Annotated in this window: 21 protein-coding genes; 19 read left to right on the top strand and 2 right to left on the bottom strand. The window is 44.5% G+C overall.

Annotation, left to right across the window (positions count from 1 at the left end):
- Positions 1 to 30 precede the first annotated feature (30 nt).
- Together MHI44_RS05380 and MHI44_RS05375 are read left to right on the top strand one after the other, a co-directional pair.
- A complete protein-coding gene (locus tag MHI44_RS05380; protein ID WP_327847048.1) occupies positions 31 to 1,620 on the top strand; it encodes an acyl--CoA ligase in 1,590 nt (529 codons plus the stop codon).
- A 19-nt stretch (positions 1,621 to 1,639) separates the two neighbouring features.
- A complete protein-coding gene (locus MHI44_RS05375) occupies positions 1,640 to 3,229 on the top strand; it encodes an amidohydrolase (protein WP_087962084.1) in 1,590 nt (529 codons plus the stop codon).
- 31 nt (positions 3,230 to 3,260) lie between these two features.
- Here the strand turns inward: MHI44_RS05375 and MHI44_RS05370 are convergent, their stop codons facing one another.
- The gene (locus tag MHI44_RS05370; RefSeq protein WP_004399091.1) at positions 3,261 to 4,064 is read right to left on the bottom strand and encodes an NAD kinase; all 804 of its coding nucleotides are present in this window, start codon (positions 4,062 to 4,064) and stop codon (positions 3,261 to 3,263) included.
- A 185-nt stretch (positions 4,065 to 4,249) separates the two neighbouring features.
- Between MHI44_RS05370 and sppA the strand changes: the two genes are divergently transcribed.
- From sppA to MHI44_RS05300, 14 genes are all read left to right on the top strand, one after another.
- Positions 4,250 to 5,257, top strand: coding sequence for a signal peptide peptidase SppA (sppA, locus tag MHI44_RS05365; RefSeq protein ID WP_339203060.1), 1,008 nt, complete (start codon positions 4,250 to 4,252; stop codon positions 5,255 to 5,257).
- A gap of 12 nt (positions 5,258 to 5,269) precedes the next feature.
- Positions 5,270 to 5,764 (top strand): RDD family protein, encoded by a 495-nt coding sequence (locus tag MHI44_RS05360; RefSeq protein WP_014477652.1) that lies wholly within the window; start codon positions 5,270 to 5,272, stop codon positions 5,762 to 5,764.
- A 74-nt stretch (positions 5,765 to 5,838) separates the two neighbouring features.
- Positions 5,839 to 6,519, top strand: a complete 681-nt coding sequence (locus MHI44_RS05355; RefSeq protein ID WP_131227838.1) for a DUF2953 domain-containing protein — start codon at positions 5,839 to 5,841, stop codon at positions 6,517 to 6,519.
- Positions 6,520 to 6,532: 13 nt separating this feature from the next.
- The gene (gene ytfJ, locus MHI44_RS05350; RefSeq protein ID WP_004398631.1) at positions 6,533 to 6,988 is read left to right on the top strand and encodes a GerW family sporulation protein; all 456 of its coding nucleotides are present in this window, start codon (positions 6,533 to 6,535) and stop codon (positions 6,986 to 6,988) included.
- Positions 6,989 to 7,096: 108 nt separating this feature from the next.
- Positions 7,097 to 7,600, top strand: a complete 504-nt coding sequence (gene tpx, locus MHI44_RS05345) for a thiol peroxidase (RefSeq protein ID WP_003223506.1) — start codon at positions 7,097 to 7,099, stop codon at positions 7,598 to 7,600.
- Positions 7,601 to 7,660: 60 nt separating this feature from the next.
- Entirely contained in the window at positions 7,661 to 8,650 is a 990-nt protein-coding gene (locus MHI44_RS05340) for an N-6 DNA methylase (RefSeq protein ID WP_003229346.1), read from the top strand.
- Positions 8,622 to 8,825, top strand: coding sequence for a hypothetical protein (locus MHI44_RS05335; protein ID WP_339203057.1), 204 nt, complete (start codon positions 8,622 to 8,624; stop codon positions 8,823 to 8,825). Before MHI44_RS05340 ends, MHI44_RS05335 begins: the two co-directional genes overlap by 29 nt.
- 172 nt (positions 8,826 to 8,997) lie before the next feature.
- A complete protein-coding gene (locus MHI44_RS05330; RefSeq protein ID WP_003223511.1) occupies positions 8,998 to 10,185 on the top strand; it encodes an acetate kinase in 1,188 nt (395 codons plus the stop codon).
- An 84-nt stretch (positions 10,186 to 10,269) separates the two neighbouring features.
- On the top strand, positions 10,270 to 10,782 hold the full coding sequence (locus MHI44_RS05325; protein WP_003229354.1) for a molybdenum cofactor biosynthesis protein B: 513 nt from the start codon (positions 10,270 to 10,272) through the stop codon (positions 10,780 to 10,782).
- A gap of 169 nt (positions 10,783 to 10,951) precedes the next feature.
- Positions 10,952 to 12,163 carry an argininosuccinate synthase gene (locus MHI44_RS05320; protein ID WP_003229357.1) on the top strand — a complete coding sequence of 404 codons (1,212 nt, stop codon included), beginning with the start codon at positions 10,952 to 10,954 and terminating at the stop codon, positions 12,161 to 12,163.
- Positions 12,160 to 13,545: an argininosuccinate lyase gene (argH, locus tag MHI44_RS05315; RefSeq protein WP_339203054.1), complete on the top strand. Its 1,386-nt coding sequence runs from the start codon at positions 12,160 to 12,162 to the stop codon at positions 13,543 to 13,545. Before MHI44_RS05320 ends, argH begins: the two co-directional genes overlap by 4 nt.
- 61 nt (positions 13,546 to 13,606) lie before the next feature.
- Positions 13,607 to 13,741 (top strand): hypothetical protein, encoded by a 135-nt coding sequence (locus MHI44_RS05310; protein WP_004399018.1) that lies wholly within the window; start codon positions 13,607 to 13,609, stop codon positions 13,739 to 13,741.
- A gap of 126 nt (positions 13,742 to 13,867) precedes the next feature.
- Entirely contained in the window at positions 13,868 to 14,635 is a 768-nt protein-coding gene (locus MHI44_RS05305; protein WP_004398521.1) for an SDR family oxidoreductase, read from the top strand.
- Positions 14,636 to 14,697: 62 nt separating this feature from the next.
- Complete coding sequence (locus MHI44_RS05300) at positions 14,698 to 15,381, top strand: metal-dependent hydrolase (RefSeq protein ID WP_003245964.1); 684 nt, start codon at positions 14,698 to 14,700, stop codon at positions 15,379 to 15,381.
- Positions 15,382 to 15,431: 50 nt separating this feature from the next.
- Here the strand turns inward: MHI44_RS05300 and ytlI are convergent, their stop codons facing one another.
- Positions 15,432 to 16,358, bottom strand: coding sequence for a LysR family transcriptional regulator YtlI (ytlI, locus tag MHI44_RS05295; protein WP_004398915.1), 927 nt, complete (start codon positions 16,356 to 16,358; stop codon positions 15,432 to 15,434).
- A 152-nt stretch (positions 16,359 to 16,510) separates the two neighbouring features.
- Between ytlI and snaA the strand changes: the two genes are divergently transcribed.
- The 3 genes from snaA to tcyK are packed head-to-tail and all read left to right on the top strand — an operon-like array spanning position 16,511 to position 18,696.
- Positions 16,511 to 17,047 carry an N-acetyltransferase SnaA gene (gene snaA, locus MHI44_RS05290; protein WP_339203052.1) on the top strand — a complete coding sequence of 179 codons (537 nt, stop codon included), beginning with the start codon at positions 16,511 to 16,513 and terminating at the stop codon, positions 17,045 to 17,047.
- Between the two features lie 13 nt (positions 17,048 to 17,060).
- A complete protein-coding gene (gene tcyJ, locus MHI44_RS05285; protein WP_163131711.1) occupies positions 17,061 to 17,870 on the top strand; it encodes a sulfur-containing amino acid ABC transporter substrate-binding protein TcyJ in 810 nt (269 codons plus the stop codon).
- Positions 17,871 to 17,883: 13 nt separating this feature from the next.
- Positions 17,884 to 18,696 carry a sulfur-containing amino acid ABC transporter substrate-binding protein TcyK gene (tcyK, locus tag MHI44_RS05280; RefSeq protein ID WP_339203050.1) on the top strand — a complete coding sequence of 271 codons (813 nt, stop codon included), beginning with the start codon at positions 17,884 to 17,886 and terminating at the stop codon, positions 18,694 to 18,696.
- Positions 18,697 to 18,698: the final 2 nt, after the last annotated feature.

Here is an 18,698-nt window from a genome sequence, read left to right as displayed (position 1 = left end):
ATAATGGGTGGAGAAAGTGAGGAGTTGTTCGTGTTAAAACGTGAAGATTTAATTGCCCCTGTGCAATATAATTTAGTGAATGAAATGGAAAAGTTCAGTGCTGCTGGACAAAAAACCGCTCTTCTTTGGGAGGACGAGTCGGGCAAGCAAGAATCTTGGTCGTATGAAAAGCTGATGGAAGAAACAAATAAAATCGGAGCGGCCTTAGCTGATCTTGGATTTAAAAAGGGAGACAAGCTGATTGTAATGGTTCCGCGGGTGCTTGAAGCCTATGCTGTTTATTTGGCTATCCTGAAATCAGGAATGGTTGTCATTCCGTGCTCCGAAATGCTTCGCGCGAAAGATCTTGAATACCGGATTGAACATGCAGAGGTAAAAGGCGCTATCGTCTACTCCGAATTTATTGGCGCTTTCCGGGATGTCAGTACGGCTGACAAACTGATTACACTGTCTATTGGTGAAAATGATGCCGGCTGGAAAAACCTCTTATCAATTGAAGCGGACGGAAGCCAATTTAAAACAGCTGACACAACAAGAGATGATATGGCTTTCTTATCTTATACATCCGGGACAACAGGTCAGCCGAAAGGTGTTGTACATACACATGGATGGGCATTTGCTCATTTAAAAACTTCTGCCGGCGCTTGGCTTGACATTTCTGAAAAGGATATCGTCTGGGCAACTGCTGCCCCTGGCTGGCAAAAGTGGGTATGGAGTCCGTTTTTAGCGGTGCTTGGCAGCGGAGCAACCGGTTTTGTGTACCACGGCAGATTCAAAGCAGAAAAATATCTAGAGCTTTTAAATCGCTACAAAATCAATGTTTTCTGCTGCACGCCGACAGAATACCGCTTAATGGCGAAGGTTGAAGGCTTGGACCGTTTTGATCTTTCTGCCCTGCACAGCGCTGTTTCCGCAGGTGAGCCGCTCAACCGTGAAGTCATTGATGTTTTCCAAAAGCACTTTGGCATTAAGGTACGGGACGGATATGGCCAAACAGAAAGCACGCTTTTGGTTGGTGTTTTGAAAGATACGCCTATTAAACCGGGAAGCATGGGAAAACCGACACCGGGAAATCAGGTGGAGATCATAAATGAAGACGGTGAAATCTGCAAACCTGGTGAGGTTGGCGATATCGCTGTTCACCTCAGTACGCCTGCGCTCTTTAAAGAGTATTTTAAAGATCCGGAAAGAATGAAAACACAAATTCGCGGCGATTATTTCCTAACGGGAGACAGAGCAAGAAAAGATGAGGAAGGTTACTTCTGGTTTGAAAGCCGAAATGACGATATTATTATCAGCTCCGGCTATACGATCGGGCCTTTCGAGGTGGAAGACGCGCTTGTTAAGCACCCAGAAGTAAAAGAATGTGCTGTTGTCGCAAGTCCTGATGAAATCAGAGGCTCCATCGTAAAGGCATATGTTGTCCTGCAAAATCATGAAAAACGCAGTGATGAGCTTGTCAAAATGCTGCAAAACCATGTGAAGACGATTACCGCTCCATACAAATATCCTAGAGAAATTGAATTTGTGGAAAACCTGCCGAAAACGGCTTCTGCAAAAATCAGACGAGTGGAATTAAGAAAACGTGAAGAACAGCTCAAAGCTAATAAAAAGGCGTAAAGAAAGAGAGTGAACGTGAATGAAGGCGATATGGCACGGCGGTTTCATTTATACGATGCTCGAAGAAGGCGATCGGACTGAGGCAGTTTATGTTGAGGATGGTGTTATAAAAGGCACCGGCAGCTATGAACGTTTGAAGGAAAAGTACGGGTCGCCGGAAACAGAAGAAATCAGCCTGAACGGAGCAGTGATGTTCCCCGGTTTTGTTGACAGCCATCTACATTTGATCGGCCACGGTGAGAAACAGCTTCAGCTCGATCTGTCCGCACTGACGTCGAAAGATTCAATTTTACAGGCTGCGAAGGAAAGAGAGCGGCAGCTTCCTAAAAACGATTGGCTCATTGGAGAAGGCTGGAATGAAAATCAGTTTGAGACACCTGACTACTTGACTAAGCATGATCTTGATCGCCTGTTTCCTGACAGGCCCGTCTTGCTCAAGCGTATATGCCGGCATGCAATAGCTGTCAATTCTGCGGCTCTTCAAGCAGCGGGAATTTCAAGAAATACTCCTGATCCTGACGGCGGAGTCATCGTAAAAGATGCAAATGGCGAGCCGACCGGACTCCTGTTTGATAAGGCGCAGGATTTGATTCTGAAGGCTGTCCCGCCAGTCTCCCAGCACTATGTTGATGAGGCATTAACGGCTGCAATAAAGGATTGCTGGACAAAAGGCCTGACGGGCGGTCATTCGGAAGACTTGTCCTATTATGGTGATGTTTCGGTGCCGTTGAAAGCTTATGAGAAAGCTGCCGCTGGCGGAAAGTATCCGTTCCGCTGCCATTTGCTCGTTCATCATGAAGCGGTCGATCGATGGGAGCAGCTGGAGAAACCGTCCGGCCCGTATGTGGAGTTCGGTGCGATGAAAATCTTTGCGGACGGGGCGCTTGGCGGGAGAACGGCTTTATTGAAAGAACCATATCAGGATGATCCATCAACAAATGGTGTTCAGGTTCACGATGACGAAACCCTTGGCCGGCTCATTCGCAAAGCGAGAGAAAAAGGGATGGAGGTTGCTGTTCATGCAATCGGCGATCTTGCTTTTGAAAAAGTGCTGAACGCAATAGAAAAGCATCCGCCCAAAAACGGCCGGCATGATCGGCTTATTCATGCTCAAGTGCTTGATAACGAATTAATCGAGAGAGCAGCACGCATGCCGATCGCACTTGATCTTCAGCCGCATTTCGTTGCAAGCGACTTTCCGTGGGTCATTGACCGTCTCGGAAAAGACCGGATGAAGACTGCATTTGCCTGGAAAACCCTCATATCTAAAGGCATTTTATGCGCGGGCGGTTCAGACGCCCCGATTGAGCCTGTTGACCCGCTTCTAGGGATCCAGTCCGCGGTCCTCCGGAAAAGCAGTCATGAGCAAAACGGGCCAAGCTATAATGAAAGTGAATGTTTACCTGTATATGAAGCGATAAAGCTTTATACAGAAGGTAGCGCCGGTATCATTTATAAAGAGAAGTCACGCGGAAAAATTGCGGAAGGCTATGACGCGGATTTTACAGTTCTCAGTGGTGATCCGTTTGCCATTGACCCCGCACAGCTTCATCTTTTAGAGATTAAAAAAACCGTGATTAACGGCCAGATTGTATATGAGAAATCGTAAAAGGACAGGCAGCAGCCTGTCCTTTTATTTTCTATAAAAAAGTACGCTTCACTTTTTCCCAAAATGAATTGTCCTTTAGTTTGACTGTTTTGATTTTCTTATTAGACAGTTTGATTTCGATCGTTTTCACATTTCTCGTGCTGAGTGCTTCATTGTCCAAGCCGATGATTGGGTGTTCGTTGCCGTCCTGCACCACACGAAGGGTCAGCTTTCGGTCAGAGCTGAGGACAAATGGCGAGCCGAGTGTCCGGTAGGTATTATTGTTAAGGGATGCAAGCTCTGATACCTGCATGCATGGAAGCAGCGGATCAACAACCGCTCCTGCAACAGACTTGTTATAGGCGGTGCTCCCTGTAGGCGTTGAGATAATCATTCCGTCACCTCTAAACGTTTCAAAGTGCAGATCGTCAATCAGCACGTCCATCACAAAGGTTTTAATGATGCTTGAGCGGATGGATACCTCGTTTAAGCAGTGAAAAGGACTGGCTTGATCCACTGTCACTTCAATCAGCGGGTATTTTCTCACTTCAATTTGTTCAAACGTCATTGCATCGACCATTTTTTCTCGCTCATCACTATGAAAGTCGCAATATAAATGAGCTTTCCCCTTTTTGGTAATGCCGACGTACAAGCAGTCGTCACGAAAATTCGTCTTTCTGACTGCCTGCAAAAATGTGCCGTCCCCGCCAATGCTGGCGATAATATTAGCGTCTGAGTGCTGGTTCACAACGGTAAATCCATGCTCTTCCGCCAATTGTGTTAACGAGCGGGCTTGTTCGTTCGTTTCCTGATCCTGTTTGTGAAAAAAATAAACATTACGGCGTTGATCGGTCATATCCCATTTCCCCTTTGCTGTCATATTTAAGTTTTTCTGCCATCCAGTATTTGTGATAAAATACCTTTGGCCATAAGTGTACCACGTTTGCCGGCAGCCCGTTAAGCCGGAGCTTTCTCATGAAGTGAAACATTTTTCATATTGAATCGTATAATGAGAGAGTTTAGGAAAAAGGAGGAGAAAAAATGAATGCAAAAAGATGGATTGCATTAGTGATTGCTCTGGGGATTTTCGGCGTGTCTATTATCGTCAGCATCTCTATGAGTTTCTTTGAAAGCGTCAAAGGCGCTCAAACGGATCTCACATCACTGACGGATGAATCGCAGGAAAAGACGCTGGAAAACGGCAGTCTCTCAAGTAAAATTGCCGTATTAGAGGTCAGCGGCACCATTCAGGATAATGGGGACTCAAGCAGTCTGCTTGGTGCAGACGGATATAACCACAGAACGTTCTTAAAAAACCTTGAGCGCGCAAAAGATGACAAGGCGGTCAAAGGTATCGTTCTGAAGGTGAATTCTCCGGGTGGCGGAGTGTATGAAAGTGCTGAAATACATAAGAAACTGGAAGAAATCAAGAAAGAAACGAAAAAACCGATTTACGTGTCAATGGGTTCGATGGCAGCATCAGGAGGCTATTACATCTCAACAGCGGCTGATAAGATTTTTGCGACACCGGAAACCCTGACCGGGTCACTCGGCGTCATTATGGAAAGCGTCAATTATTCAAAGCTTGCCGATAAGCTTGGCATTTCTTTTGAAACGATTAAGAGCGGGGCCCATAAGGACATTATGTCTCCTTCCCGTGAGATGACGAGAGAAGAAAAAAACATCATGCAATCGATGGTTGATAATTCGTATGAAGGCTTTGTTGATGTCATTTCAAAAGGGCGCGGCATGCCGAAAGCAGAGGTAAAGAAAATTGCGGACGGCCGCGTGTATGACGGACGGCAGGCGAAAAAACTGAACCTCGTTGATGAGCTTGGTTTTTATGACGATACCATTACGGCCATGAAAAAGGATCACAAGGATTTGAAAAACGCCTCTGTCATTTCTTATGAGGAAAGCTTCGGATTAGGTTCACTGTTTTCCATGGGCGCGAACAAAATGTTTAAAAGTGAAATTGATTTTTTGAATATGAGAGAAATTCTATCGCAATCCGGTTCGCCGAGAATGATGTATCTCTATGCGAAGTAGGAGGGAACAATAATGGACGCGACATATGAAGAGTTAGAGCGCAATGACATCAAAGGCCCGCAAGAAGCGGAGCAGCTGACACATGCCTATGCTGGCTTTTGGGTTCGTTTCTGGGCTTTCCTGCTTGATTGGCTCGTGATATGGGGATTAAACCATTTGCTCGTTTCTCCCCTCTTTACCGTATTGGATCTGCCGAAAACATCCGGCATGTTTACCTTCTCGGCTTACAGTGTGACAACGCTTATTGTGTATCTTGCCTATTTCGCACTCATGACTAAATACTTCAGGCAGACGCTTGGTAAAATGGTGTTCGGCCTCAAAGTGGTTTCTGTGAAGCAAGATAGCAAGCTGACATGGAGTACAGTGATTTTTCGTGAAGTGGTTGGACGGTATATTGATAAGATTTGGATTTTATATATCGTTGTTGCTTTTTCACCTACAAAACAAGGGATTCATGATTACATCGCGGATACCACCGTGGTGCATGAAAAATTATACCGCAAATAACCGATAACCCGGACCTCCGTCCGGGTTTATTTTTTTAGGAATTGGCGATAATGCTCCTAGAGGAAGTGAAGAATATGGTGTATGTACTGACAGCCATTCTTATTCTCATAGGGATCGTACTGCTTCTCAGAATGAAAATCCATGTCGCGCTGGAGTATCTTCATGCCGCTGATAATGACAAATTGACCTTGAAGATTACGGCGCTGTTTGGCCTTATAAGGATCAAAAAAACAATCCCGGCGATTAAGGTGAACAAAGAAGACGGAACAGTGGATATCAAACAAAAAACTGAATCTAAAATGAAAAAAAGCAGCGGAAAGAAAAAAATTACACAAAACGATGTGCAGCAAAGCATTAATAAAATCGAAATGCTTTTGCATCAGGTCACCAGACTACGGAAAATCAGCGCGTCTTTTCTCGCGCATTTACATATCACAAAACTAGAATGGGTTACAGTAATCGGAATTCAGGACGCGGCAGTGACAGGTGTGTTAACAGGTGCTGTATGGGGCGTGAAGGGCGGTATCGCAGCAATGCTCTACGACCACCTGGACTTTGTGAATAAACCTGTCTATGAGGTGATCCCGTCGTTTCAAGCCCCTGCTTCCAAGACCCATTTTCAGTGTATATTCTTTTTTCGCTTTGGACATGCTATGCTTGCAGCTTTCAAATTCGTCAAATACGGACGGGAGCTATCCGTATTAAAGAAGAATCCGTCGGCTAGAATGACTTCAAAGAATGATTCATCAGTTTAAGGAGGAAGCGTATATGGCAGACCATCCCATCCAAGGATTAATGAAAACCGCAATGGAAAACTTGAAGGAAATGATTGATGTTAACACCATCATCGGAGATCCAGTAGAAACGCCTGATGGAAGTGTGATTTTAACTGTTTCTAAAGTTGGATTTGGATTCGCCGCAGGCGGAAGCGAGTTTGGCGGAAAGCCGGCCGAAAAGAAATCGGAAGACGATGAGACAAGAGAACAGAAACTTCCTTTCGGAGGCGGAAGCGGGGGCGGTGTGTCCATTACGCCGATCGCGTTTTTAATTGTCGGATCGACAGGCATCAGAATGCTTCATTTAGATGAAAATACCCATTTAATAGAGAAAATTTTAGACGCAGCCCCTCAAACACTCGAACGCATCCAGCAAATGTTCAAGAAAAATAACAAGAACCAAAGTCAGGGCCAAAATCAAAACCAAATGAACAATATGAATTATTAAAAAAGGTTAACTGCGCTGGCCGCAGTTAACTTTTTTTTGGCATAAACTTTGCAGTTTGCAGGAAACTTTACTATGATAGAGACATACATACAAAAGGGAGGAATTATAATGGCTGAAATTACATTCAAAGGCGGTCCGGTTACACTTGTCGGACAAGAAGTGAAGGTAGGAGATCAAGCTCCTGATTTCACAGTGCTGACTAACAGCCTTGAAGAAAAATCGTTAGCTGACATGAAAGGAAAGGTAACGATTATTTCTGTTATCCCTTCAATTGATACAGGTGTTTGTGATGCACAAACACGCCGTTTTAACGAAGAAGCTGCAAAGCTTGGAGATGTCAACGTCTACACAATCAGTGCAGACCTTCCATTCGCGCAAGCGCGCTGGTGCGGCGCTAATGGAATTGACAAAGTGGAAACACTGTCTGACCACAGAGATATGTCATTTGGCGAAGCGTTCGGTGTGTATATTAAAGAACTTCGTCTGCTTGCGCGTTCCGTATTTGTCCTTGATGAGAATGGAAAAGTCGTTTACGCTGAATATGTAAGCGAAGCAACAAACCACCCGAACTATGAAAAGCCAATTGAGGCTGCTAAGGCATTAGTGAAGTAAGCAGGGAAAAAAGCTCCAGGCTGCCGCCGGAGCTTTTTTCATGGCAAGGAGGAACACAATATGCAAAAAGACCATGTAGGTGCGGTGTATGAGCTGTTAAACGAAGCCGCGATTATGATAAAGAATGAATTGCAGATTTCATATATAGAGGCGCTGGCCGAAGCAGGAGAAATGTATTTTCTTGAAAAAACGGATCAGCTGAAACTGCCTGCTGATCAGAAAACCAAACAACTTCAGGCTCTGCTTGAAAAAGCGGAATTCGGCACGTATGAGCATGAGTGGGTACGCAAGGCTTTTCAGCTTGCCGTCCTTAAAGGAATGAAAGATATCTCCCATCCAAACAGACAAATGACGCCGGATACGATCGGGCTTTTCATCAGCTATTTGGTGAATAAATTTATGGCGGACAAAAAGGAACTGACCATTCTTGATCCAGCCCTGGGAACCGGGAACCTTCTGTTTACCGTGCTGAACCAGCTGTCTGAAAAAACGGCAAACAGCTTTGGCATTGAAATTGATGATGTGCTCTTGAAGATCGCCTATGCCCAAGCGAACCTTCTGAAAAAAGAGCTTGAGCTTTTCCACCAGGACAGCCTTGAGCCGTTGTTTATCGATCCAGTTGACACGGTCATTTGTGATCTGCCAGTCGGCTATTATCCGAATGACGAAGGAGCAGAAGCGTTTGAGCTCAAAGCTGACGAAGGCCATTCCTTCGCTCATCATCTGTTTATTGAACAGAGCGTCAAGCATACCAAACCGGGCGGCTACTTATTTTTTATGATTCCGAATCATTTGTTTGAGAGCTCCCAAAGCGGCAAGCTGAAACAGTTTTTCAAAGATAAGGTTCATATCAACGCACTGTTGCAGCTGCCAAAATCTATTTTTAAAGACGAAGCTCATGCCAAAAGCATCCTTGTGCTTCAGAAACAAGGAGAGAATACGAAAGCGCCGGGGCAAATTCTGCTTGCGAATCTTCCGTCTTTCTCCAATCAAAAGGCGATGCTTGATATGATGGCTCAATTTGATGAATGGTTTAAAAAAGAAAAGTAAGTGTTTTAAAAGCAGCGTAGACAGCCGTATGAGGTCGATGCCTAAGCTGCTTTTATTTATGCTTTTGAAGACCGGACTTGACGAATTGAATCCAGCTTTGAAACACAAAATACAGAGGGAAAAACCGCAAATTGTAAGCGTTCATCAATACAAAACCTATAGGGAATGTGTCTGAAAATAACGACTTCTTATTGTAAGCGTTATCAATACGCAAGTTGACTTGAAAAGCCGACATGACAATGTTTAAATGGAAAAGTCAGATATTTTTCGGAGAAGATGTTGATATTCACCGGGAAAAAAGTACGAAAAACGAAGTTGTTGATACAGAGTATAAAGGAGCGTCAATCATGTCCAAAATTATTGCAATTAACGCAGGAAGCTCGTCTTTGAAATTTCAGCTTTTCGAAATGCCTTCAGAAACCGTTTTAACGAAGGGTTTAGTTGAACGAATTGGTATCGCCGACAGCGTATTCACAATTTCTGTGAACGGCGAAAAAAATACAGAAGTAACTGATATTCCGGATCATGCGGTAGCTGTTAAAATGCTGCTGAATAAGTTAACGGAATTCGGCATTATTAAAGACTTGAATGAAATTGACGGAATTGGCCATCGTGTCGTTCACGGCGGAGAAAAATTCAGCGATTCTGTTTTATTAACGGATGAAACCATTAAGGAAATCGAAGATATTTCTGAATTGGCACCGCTTCACAATCCGGCAAATATCGTTGGAATTAAAGCGTTCAAAGAAGTGCTTCCAAATGTTCCTGCTGTAGCTGTATTTGATACGGCATTCCACCAAACAATGCCTGAGCAGTCTTACCTGTACAGCTTGCCGTATGAATACTATGAAAAATTCGGCATCCGTAAATACGGCTTCCACGGCACTTCACATAAATATGTAACTGAGCGTGCGGCAGAGCTTCTCGGCCGTCCGTTAAAAGACTTGCGCCTGATTTCCTGCCACCTTGGAAACGGAGCAAGTATTGCGGCTGTTGAAGGCGGAAAATCAATTGACACATCCATGGGCTTTACGCCGCTTGCCGGTGTAGCAATGGGTACACGCTCTGGAAACATCGACCCTGCCCTGATTCCATACATCATGGAGAAAACAGGCCAAACGGCTGACGAAGTATTGAATACATTAAACAAAAAAAGCGGACTGCTCGGCATTTCCGGTTTCTCAAGCGATCTTCGTGACATCGTCGAAGCAACGAAAGAAGGAAATGAGCGCGCGGAAACGGCTCTTGAAGTATTCGCAAGCAGAATCCACAAATACATCGGTTCTTACGCTGCAAGAATGAGCGGTGTAGATGCGATCATCTTTACTGCCGGTATCGGTGAAAACAGTGTGGAAGTCAGAGAACGCGTTCTTCGCGGTTTAGAATTCATGGGCGTATACTGGGATCCTGCGCTTAATAACGTGCGCGGCGAGGAAGCTTTCATCAGCTATCCGCATTCTCCAGTAAAAGTCATGATCATTCCGACTGATGAAGAAGTCATGATTGCGCGCGACGTTGTTCGTTTAGCAAAATAAATCGCATGAAAGCACATTCTCTTGAATGTGCTTTTTTGTTGATGCATGATAGTGACAGACAGAAAACATAAAAGAGGTGGGCCAATGAGCGTTCAAGAGCATAAACAAGAAGCTCCCGATATCGTTCGGTGCAAAGTGATTACTGTCAGTGACACGAGGACAGAGGAAACCGATAAAAGCGGCAAGCTGATGATCTCATTTTTAGAAGAAGCTGGTCATCATATTGCTGCATATGAAATTGTAAAAGACGAAAAGGATGCTTTGCAGCGGTCAGTGCTTGCGGGCTGCATGGATGAACAGACAGACGCGGTACTCTTAAACGGAGGGACAGGCATAGCAGATCGGGATGTCACAATTGAAGCCATAACGCCGCTGTTTTCGAAAGAACTGCCGGGCTTTGGAGAAATATTTAGGATGCTGAGTTATACAGAGGATATCGGCTCTGCCGCAATCATGTCGAGAGCAACTGCCGGCGTCATTCAGCATACCGCTGTTTTCTCAACGCCAGGCTCAAGCGGCGCAGTAAAGCTGGCAATGAATAAGCTGATTATTCCCGAACTTGCACATGTGGTCAGAGAAATCAGAAAAGACAAGTAAATGAATAAATACTATGAAACTTCACCTGAAATTTAGGTGAAGTTTTTTTTATAAAAGGCTTGAAAAAACGAAACGTACTTGTTAAAGTGTATACATACAAAATGTATTTTTATTAAATATAATTTATTTTTATACAAAATAGAAACACGGTTGAGAGGGGATTTTTATCATGTCAGAACAGAAAAAAGTCGTATTAGCATACTCAGGAGGTCTTGATACTTCCGTCGCAATAAAATGGCTTCAGGAGCAAGGATATAATGTTATCGCCTGCTGCCTGGATGTCGGTGAGGGCAAAGATTTGGCATTTGTTCAGCAGAAAGCGCTTGAAGTCGGCGCGACAAACTCCTACGTGATCGATGCAAAAGAAGAATTTGCACAGGATTACGCGCTTATCTCTTTGCAGGCCCACACAATGTATGAAGGAAAATACCCGCTTGTTTCGGCATTATCTCGACCGCTGATCGCGAAAAAACTGGTTGAAATTGCGGAAAAAGAAGATGCACAGGCGATTGCCCACGGATGCACAGGGAAAGGAAATGACCAGGTTCGTTTCGAAGTCTCCATTAAATCATTAAACCCTGACCTTGAAGTCATCGCGCCGGTTCGCGAATGGCAGTGGTCACGTGAAGAAGAAATTGAATATGCGGCTAGCCGCGGCATTCCGATTCCGATCAATCTTGACAGCCCGTATTCTATCGACCAAAACCTCTGGGGACGCGCCAATGAGTGCGGCATTTTAGAAGATCCATGGGCGGCGCCGCCAGAAGGTGCATACGATTTAACAGCTCCGCTGGAAAAAACGCCGGACACGCCGGAAGTGATTGAAATTGCATTTGAACAGGGCGTGCCTGTCTCCATTGACGGTGTTTCCTACTCGCTTTCTGAGCTGATCTTGAAGCTGAATGAAATGGCGGGCGCGCACGGTGTCGGACGTATCGACCACGTGGAAAACCGCCTCGTCGGCATTAAATCCCGGGAAGTATACGAATGCCCTGGTGCGATGACACTGATCAAAGCGCATAAAGAATTAGAAGATTTGACACTGGTGAAAGAGGTAGCCCACTTTAAACCGATCATCGAGCAAAAAATGTCAGAGATCATTTACAACGGCTTATGGTTCTCGCCGTTAAAAGATGCGCTGCACGCTTTCTTAAAAGAAACGCAAAAGCATGTCACAGGCATTGTCCGCGTGAAGCTGTTTAAAGGCCATGCAATTGTAGAAGGACGTAAATCAGAATACTCTCTATATGATGAAAAACTTGCAACATATACAAAAGACGATGCATTTGATCACCATGCAGCAATTGGATTTATCGAGCTTTGGGGACTTCCGACAAAAGTGAACAGCATCGTAAAAAAGAAGGAGCAGATTAAAGCATGAAGAAGCTCTGGGGAGGCCGATTTCAAAAAACACCGGAAAAATGGGTCGACGAGTTCGGCGCGTCCATATCATTTGACCAAAATTTAGTTGCTGAAGACATTACAGGGTCTCTCGCACATGCTGCCATGCTGAAAAAATGCGGTATTCTGACAGCAGAAGAAGAGCTGAAAATCCGAGAGGGCCTGAATACCCTTTTGCAAAAAGCAGACGAGGGAGCATTGGAATTCACAGTCGATTATGAGGATATTCATTTGAATATTGAGAAAATGCTCATTGACGAAATCGGTCCTCTTGGCGGCAAGCTGCATACCGGCAGAAGCCGGAATGACCAGGTGGCGACTGACATGCATTTATATTTGAAGAATCATGTCGGCCACATCATCGATCTGATTGAGGCATTCCAAAGTGCGCTGATTGAAAAGGCGGATGCGAACGTTGAAACGATTCTGCCGGGCTACACACATCTGCAGCGCGCCCAGCCGATTTCATTCGCTCACCATCTGCTTGCGTATTTCTGGATGCTTGAGCGCGACAAGGAGCGTTTTCAGGATTCGATGAAGCGGATTAACAAATCTCCGCTCGGCTGCGGGGCGCTCGCGGGAACAACCTTCCCAATTGACCGTGATTATTCAGCGGAACTGCTCGGCTTTGATGCCATTTATGAAAACAGCTTGGACGGCGTCAGCGACAGAGACTTCATTTTGGAGTTTTTAAGCAACAGCAGTATGCTGATGATGCACCTATCCCGTTTCTCTGAAGAAATCATTTTATGGTGCTCGCAGGAGTTTAAATTCATCGAGCTTGACGATACGTACGCAACAGGAAGCAGCATGATGCCGCAAAAGAAAAATCCTGATATGGCGGAGCTGATCCGCGGCAAAACAGGACGCGTATACGGCGATATGATGGGGCTGTTTACGATCATGAAAGGACTTCCGCTCGCTTACAACAAAGATCTGCAGGAAGACAAAGAGGGCATGTTTGACACGGTGAAAACGGTGGAGGGCAGCCTGCAAATCTTCACAGGCATGATCCAAACAATGACTGTAAACAAAGACGTCATGAAGCAAGCAACAAAACAAGACTTTTCAAATGCGACGGAACTGGCCGATTATTTAGCTAAAAAAGGAATGCCGTTCAGAGAAGCGCATGAAGTGGTCGGGAAACTTGTGTACACATGCATCGAAAGAGGGATCTATTTAAGCGATATGCCGTTTGGCGAGTTTCAGCAGGCGAGCACACTATTTGAAGAAGATATTTACACTGTGTTAGACCCTTACTACGCAGTTGAAAAAAGAATGAGCGCCGGCGGCACCGGATTCAAACAGGTAAAGCAGGCGCTTGAAAAAGCGAAAGCTTGCGTGGCAGCAGGAGTTTGTTAAAATTTCCTTCATAAAATCCCGTCATTATAGCCAACCTACCTCTATAATGATGGGAGGCAGAATGATGAAAAAAGAACCGGAACGCTATATTTATGATGAACAAGAAAGCCAGGAGACAACAAGGCTCATTTCAGAAGCGTATCAAAGCGGTTATGTCGATATGCCTGATCAGGAGTCTTCATCTCCTGCAGAATAAGCTGTCTGTACAGGCAGCTTTTTTTGTATGCCAAAGTGTAAAAAGTGATATTGCAAGCCTTTTATAGTAAAGTAGAAGAAGAAACACTTTATTGAAAGCGGCGACGTTGCTTTGGGAGGTATTCATGTGCGACATGCTTTAATTACTGCCGGTTCGAAGGGTTTAGGCCGCAAAGTGACTGAAACGTTGCTTGCAAAGGGGTATTCAGTAACAGTCAATTACAGACAGGATGAGGAGGCAGTCAGCCGCCTGAAGGAAGCCTGTCCCGATTGTCTTGACCGGCTGCAATTTGTAAAAGGTGATGTCACCAAAAAAGAAGATCTGCTGCGTATTGCCGAGGCTGCCTTAAACCGCTTCGGAAGGATCGACTTTTTGATTAACAACGCGGGACCATACATATTTGAACGTAAAAAGTTAGCCGATTATACTGATGATGAATGGTATGGCATGCTGGAAGGAAATTTAAGCGCCGTCTTTCATTTATTCAAAGCGGTTATTCCTATTATGAGAAAACAGCAATTTGGACGCATCATTACGTACGGATTCCAAGGTGCGGCTCACGCGCCCGGCTGGCTTCACCGATCGGCATTTGGCGCTGCGAAAGTGGGCTTGGCTTCTTTGACGAAGACAATTGCCATTGAAGAAGCCGAATTCGGCATAACCGCCAACATGGTTTGCCCGGGAGACATTGTCGGCGACATGAAAGAAGCATCGATAGAGGAAGCCAGAATGCGAATCGGCAAAGAAAAAACGCCGATAGGAAGATCCGGTACAGGCGAGGATATCGCCCGGATTATCGCTTTCTTGTGTGAGGAGAACTCAGACCTTGTGACAGGGACTGTCATTGAAGCCACCGGAGGCCTCAATGTCATTAACAAGAATCAAACAACATAAGTTTTTCAGCTTTTTAAAAAGGGAAAATAAAAAAATCAAAATCATGTGACGAGGTGAAAGAAATGAAAGTGACATATCACGGACATTCTGTAATCACAGTGGAAACGAAGGACCATCATATTATTTTTGATCCGTTTTTAACAGGGAATTCATTAACGGATATAAAGCCGGAGGATGTAAAAGCGGATGTCATCTTACTAACGCACGGCCACAATGACCATGTCGGTGATACTGAACAAATCGCCAAGCAAAATAACGCGCTGGTTATAGCCCCGAACGAGCTCGCTGTGTACTTAGGCTGGAAAGGCTTGAATGTTCATCCAATGCACATCGGCGGCTCCCGCCAGTTCGATTTTGGAAAAGTGAAGCTCACACAGGCCTTTCATGGATCAGCCATCACAGATGAAGAAAACAAAACGATCACTTACACAGGCATGCCTGCCGGTATTTTGCTGACTGTAGAAGATAAAACGATTTTCCACGCGGGCGATACGGCACTTTTCTCTGATATGAAACTCATTGGCGAATTGAATCATATCGACCTTGCTTTCCTTCCGATTGGCGATAACTTTACAATGGGGCCTGAAGACGCCAAGCTTGCTGCTGAATGGCTGCGCGCAAAACAGGTCGTGCCGGTGCATTACAATACATTCCCGGTCATCGAACAAGACCCAGAAGCATTCGCTGACAGCCTGCCGGGCGGAGTCGGCAAAGTCATGTCGGTCGGTGAGACGATCGAGCTTTAAACCGTGAAACCATCTCCTGATGAATCAGGAGGTGGTTTTTATTTTTTCAGTTATCCTGTAATGGTCTTATCAGAGGTTCCTTCCAATTCTTTGCTGCGCTGCTGAAAACGTTTGGTTATCCGGGCGATCAAGTCCTTCGTGGCGCGGTCAAAATGAACTTCTTTTTGATTTGTCAACAGCCCTATGGGCGGGGTGATATCCAGGTTCAGAATTGGAATGACTTTAGTGCCGTTGAACGGTTTAGAATGTGCGGTGCTGGTAAAGATTGAAATTCCGATGTTTTCACGTACGTAATATTCATGTGACATGCTGCTTGTGAGCTCCATTTTTTTGTAGCGATTCCCGAGTTCTCTATGTAAATGCTGTTCAATTTGTAAGCGAATGGGGCAATTGGCGGGCGTAAATATGAAGCGCTCTTCTGCTAAATCAGACAAATGGACAGCCTTCTTCTCAGCGAGCGGATGTTGATCAGATACAATCACATTTAATGTGTCATAAAAAAATGGATGGTAGTAATTTTCAAGAATCAGCTCCGGCTCGCCGCAGACTGCAAAATCAATCGTCCCGTCTAAGAGCTTTTGACTGCAGGTATTGGCGTCATCAACCTTGATATTAACCGTTATCTTTGGGTAATCCATTAAGAAATCCTTTAAAATCTCGGGGAATATCAGACTGGCGGTTGGCTCTGAAACCCCTATGTTGATAATGCCTGCCTCTTCTTCCTTTAAGTCGGAGAGGTTGTGTTTAAGCGCCTCGTATTGCATCAAAAGATCTCCTGTTCGTTCATAAAAAAGCTTCCCTGCTTTTGTCAACTGCAGGCTTTTTCCTCTTTCAAACAGCAGTACGCCTAAATCCTGCTCCAATTGCTTCATACGCATCGATATCGTCGGCTGCGAGTAGTTGAGTATTTCTGCAGCTTTATAGAAGCTTCCAAATTTTACAATCGTATGAAACGTTTTGATTGAGCGTAACTCCAATGTGCTCCCTCCTGTTTTTCATCATTAAAAATACTGAAGTGAAGGTTTACTTTTTTTGATTAGTCAAAGATCAGAGTATGCTTTATAGTATAAACAATAAAAGCTTAGTAAACAAATAGGAATTATATATTTTGAGAAGAGGAGTGACAAAAATGAGTAAGGATATTTTTCGACTGGCAACTGTTGAAGATGCACCGGAGCTGTTGAAACTGGTTAACAGCGCATTTCAGCCCATTCGGCAGCTGGATATTGATTGGCCATCCACGAGAGCTGATATCCAAATGGTATCAGAAAATATTGAACATCATTCAGCGATTGTGCTGGAGCGGGATGGGAAGCTGATTTCAACGATTACAATCAGGTTCCCATGGGAGAGTGAGACGCCTCCTTCAAAATATCCGTTTGTGTGGTGGTTTGCGACACTGCCGGAATATAAAGGGCAAGGCGCCGGAAGTAAGCTGCTTACGTATGTTGAAGAAAAAGTGCTTCGAGATATGCTGAAGGCTCCTGCGCTGACACTCGGCACATCCGCGCGCAAGCATCCTTGGCTTGCTGACATGTACAGAAGGAGAGGGTATGAAGTGTATTTTGAGCAGGAAAAAGACGGGGACATAGGTGTGATGATGCACAAGGTTCTGATTCCGGAACGATTTAACCCAACGCTTTTAGGTGCGCCCAGCTGGGCATGATGTGAGGCAGCCTATGAATAAGCGTAAAGGATTGGTTTTGCTGCTGTCAGTGTTTGCATTACTTGGCGGGGGATGTTCGCAAACAAATAACAAAACAGATCGTCAGGCTCAAACGGTCATAGTCGGCACTGGAACAGATTTTCCGAATATTGCGTTTTTAGATGAAAAAGGCGATTTGACCGGGTATGACATTGAAGTGATGAAAGCCATCGATAAGGAGTTGCCTCAATATACATTTGAATTTAAAACGATGGATTTCTCAAATCTGCTGACGAGTCTCGGAAATAAAAAAATTGATGTGATTGCGCACAATATGGCCAAAAATAAAGAACGAGAAAAGCGTTTTTTGTATCATAAAGTCCCATATAACTACTCGCCGATGTACATCACGGTGAAAGAGGATAATCACAAGATTCATACATTAAAAGACTTGCACGGAAAAACAGTCATAGTTGGCGCCACGTCAAATGCGGCAGATTATATTACAAAGTACAACAAAACGCACGGCAGCCCGATTCATTTGAGATATGCGGGACAGGGAAGCAATGACACCGCCAATCAAATTGAAACCGGGCGCGCAGATGCAACGATAGCTACACCGTTTGCCGTCGATTTTCAGAATAAAACGCACGCCTTCCGCCAAAAGACAGTCGGTGACGTGTTATTAGATACCGAGGTGTACTTTATGTTTAATAAAGGCAGCCAAACCTTGGCGGATGACACGGATCAAGCGATTAAAAAGCTGGAGAAAAACGGAACGCTAAAAAAACTAAGCCGAAAATGGCTCGGGGCAGATTATTCAAAATCAAGTTTTGAAAAATAAATGGGGCGATGAGATGAAAACGAAAACAGCATTCATGGCAATATTATTTTCGCTTATAACAGTTCTGTCAGCTTGCGGTGCAGGCAGTCAAACGATGGGAGCCGGGCAAAAGAAGGTACAGACAATCACGGTCGGAACTGGAACCCAATTCCCGAATATTTGCTTTATCGATGAAAAAGGCGATTTAACCGGTTATGATGTCGAACTGATCAAAGAGCTTGATAAGCGCCTGCCACATTATAAATTCACATTTAAAACGATGGAATTTTCCAACCTGCTTGTCAGCCTCGGACAGCATAAAGTCGATATCGTGGCACATCAAATGGAGAAAAGCAAAGAGCGTGAGAAAAAATTTCTGTTTAACAAGGTTGCTTACAACCATTTTCCTTTAAAAATTACTGTGCTTCAAAATAACGATACGATCCGTGGAATTGAAGACTTAAAAGGAAAACGGGTGATTACGAGTGCAACCTCCAACGGAGCGCTTGTACTGAAAAAATGGAATGAGGATAATGGACGGCCGTTTGAGATTGCCTATGAGGGCCAAGGCGCAAATGAGACTGCGAATCAGCTGAAATCGGGGCGTGCGGACGCAACGATCTCAACGCCTTTTGCAGTAGACTTTCAAAACAAGACGAGCACTATTAAAGAAAAAACCGTCGGTAATGTGCTTTCAAATGCCAAAGTGTATTTTATGTTTAACAAAAATGAACAAACGTTAAGTGACGATATTGATAAAGCCTTACAGGAAATCATTGATGACGGAACGTTGAAAAGGCTCAGTTTGAAATGGCTTGGTGACGACTATTCCAAAGAGCAGTATTAGGT

The sequence above is a fragment of the Bacillus sp. FSL K6-1366 genome (assembly GCF_037976695.1).
Lineage (GTDB): Bacteria > Bacillota > Bacilli > Bacillales > Bacillaceae > Bacillus > Bacillus subtilis.
This window is presented reverse-complemented; position numbering and strand designations above follow the sequence as displayed.

Coding starts and splice junctions, on each gene's coding strand:
- MHI44_RS05375 (WP_087962084.1), top strand. CDS start 1,640: ATGAAGGCGATATGGCACGGCGGTTTCATTTATACGATGCTCGAAGAA.
- MHI44_RS05370 (WP_004399091.1), bottom strand. CDS start 4,064: ATGACCGATCAACGCCGTAATGTTTATTTTTTTCACAAACAGGATCAG.
- sppA (WP_339203060.1), top strand. CDS start 4,250: ATGAATGCAAAAAGATGGATTGCATTAGTGATTGCTCTGGGGATTTTC.
- MHI44_RS05360 (WP_014477652.1), top strand. CDS start 5,270: ATGGACGCGACATATGAAGAGTTAGAGCGCAATGACATCAAAGGCCCG.
- MHI44_RS05355 (WP_131227838.1), top strand. CDS start 5,839: ATGGTGTATGTACTGACAGCCATTCTTATTCTCATAGGGATCGTACTG.
- ytfJ (WP_004398631.1), top strand. CDS start 6,533: ATGGCAGACCATCCCATCCAAGGATTAATGAAAACCGCAATGGAAAAC.
- tpx (WP_003223506.1), top strand. CDS start 7,097: ATGGCTGAAATTACATTCAAAGGCGGTCCGGTTACACTTGTCGGACAA.
- MHI44_RS05340 (WP_003229346.1), top strand. CDS start 7,661: ATGCAAAAAGACCATGTAGGTGCGGTGTATGAGCTGTTAAACGAAGCC.
- MHI44_RS05330 (WP_003223511.1), top strand. CDS start 8,998: ATGTCCAAAATTATTGCAATTAACGCAGGAAGCTCGTCTTTGAAATTT.
- MHI44_RS05325 (WP_003229354.1), top strand. CDS start 10,270: ATGAGCGTTCAAGAGCATAAACAAGAAGCTCCCGATATCGTTCGGTGC.
- MHI44_RS05320 (WP_003229357.1), top strand. CDS start 10,952: ATGTCAGAACAGAAAAAAGTCGTATTAGCATACTCAGGAGGTCTTGAT.
- argH (WP_339203054.1), top strand. CDS start 12,160: ATGAAGAAGCTCTGGGGAGGCCGATTTCAAAAAACACCGGAAAAATGG.
- MHI44_RS05310 (WP_004399018.1), top strand. CDS start 13,607: ATGATGAAAAAAGAACCGGAACGCTATATTTATGATGAACAAGAAAGC.
- MHI44_RS05300 (WP_003245964.1), top strand. CDS start 14,698: ATGAAAGTGACATATCACGGACATTCTGTAATCACAGTGGAAACGAAG.
- snaA (WP_339203052.1), top strand. CDS start 16,511: ATGAGTAAGGATATTTTTCGACTGGCAACTGTTGAAGATGCACCGGAG.
- tcyJ (WP_163131711.1), top strand. CDS start 17,061: ATGAATAAGCGTAAAGGATTGGTTTTGCTGCTGTCAGTGTTTGCATTA.
- tcyK (WP_339203050.1), top strand. CDS start 17,884: ATGAAAACGAAAACAGCATTCATGGCAATATTATTTTCGCTTATAACA.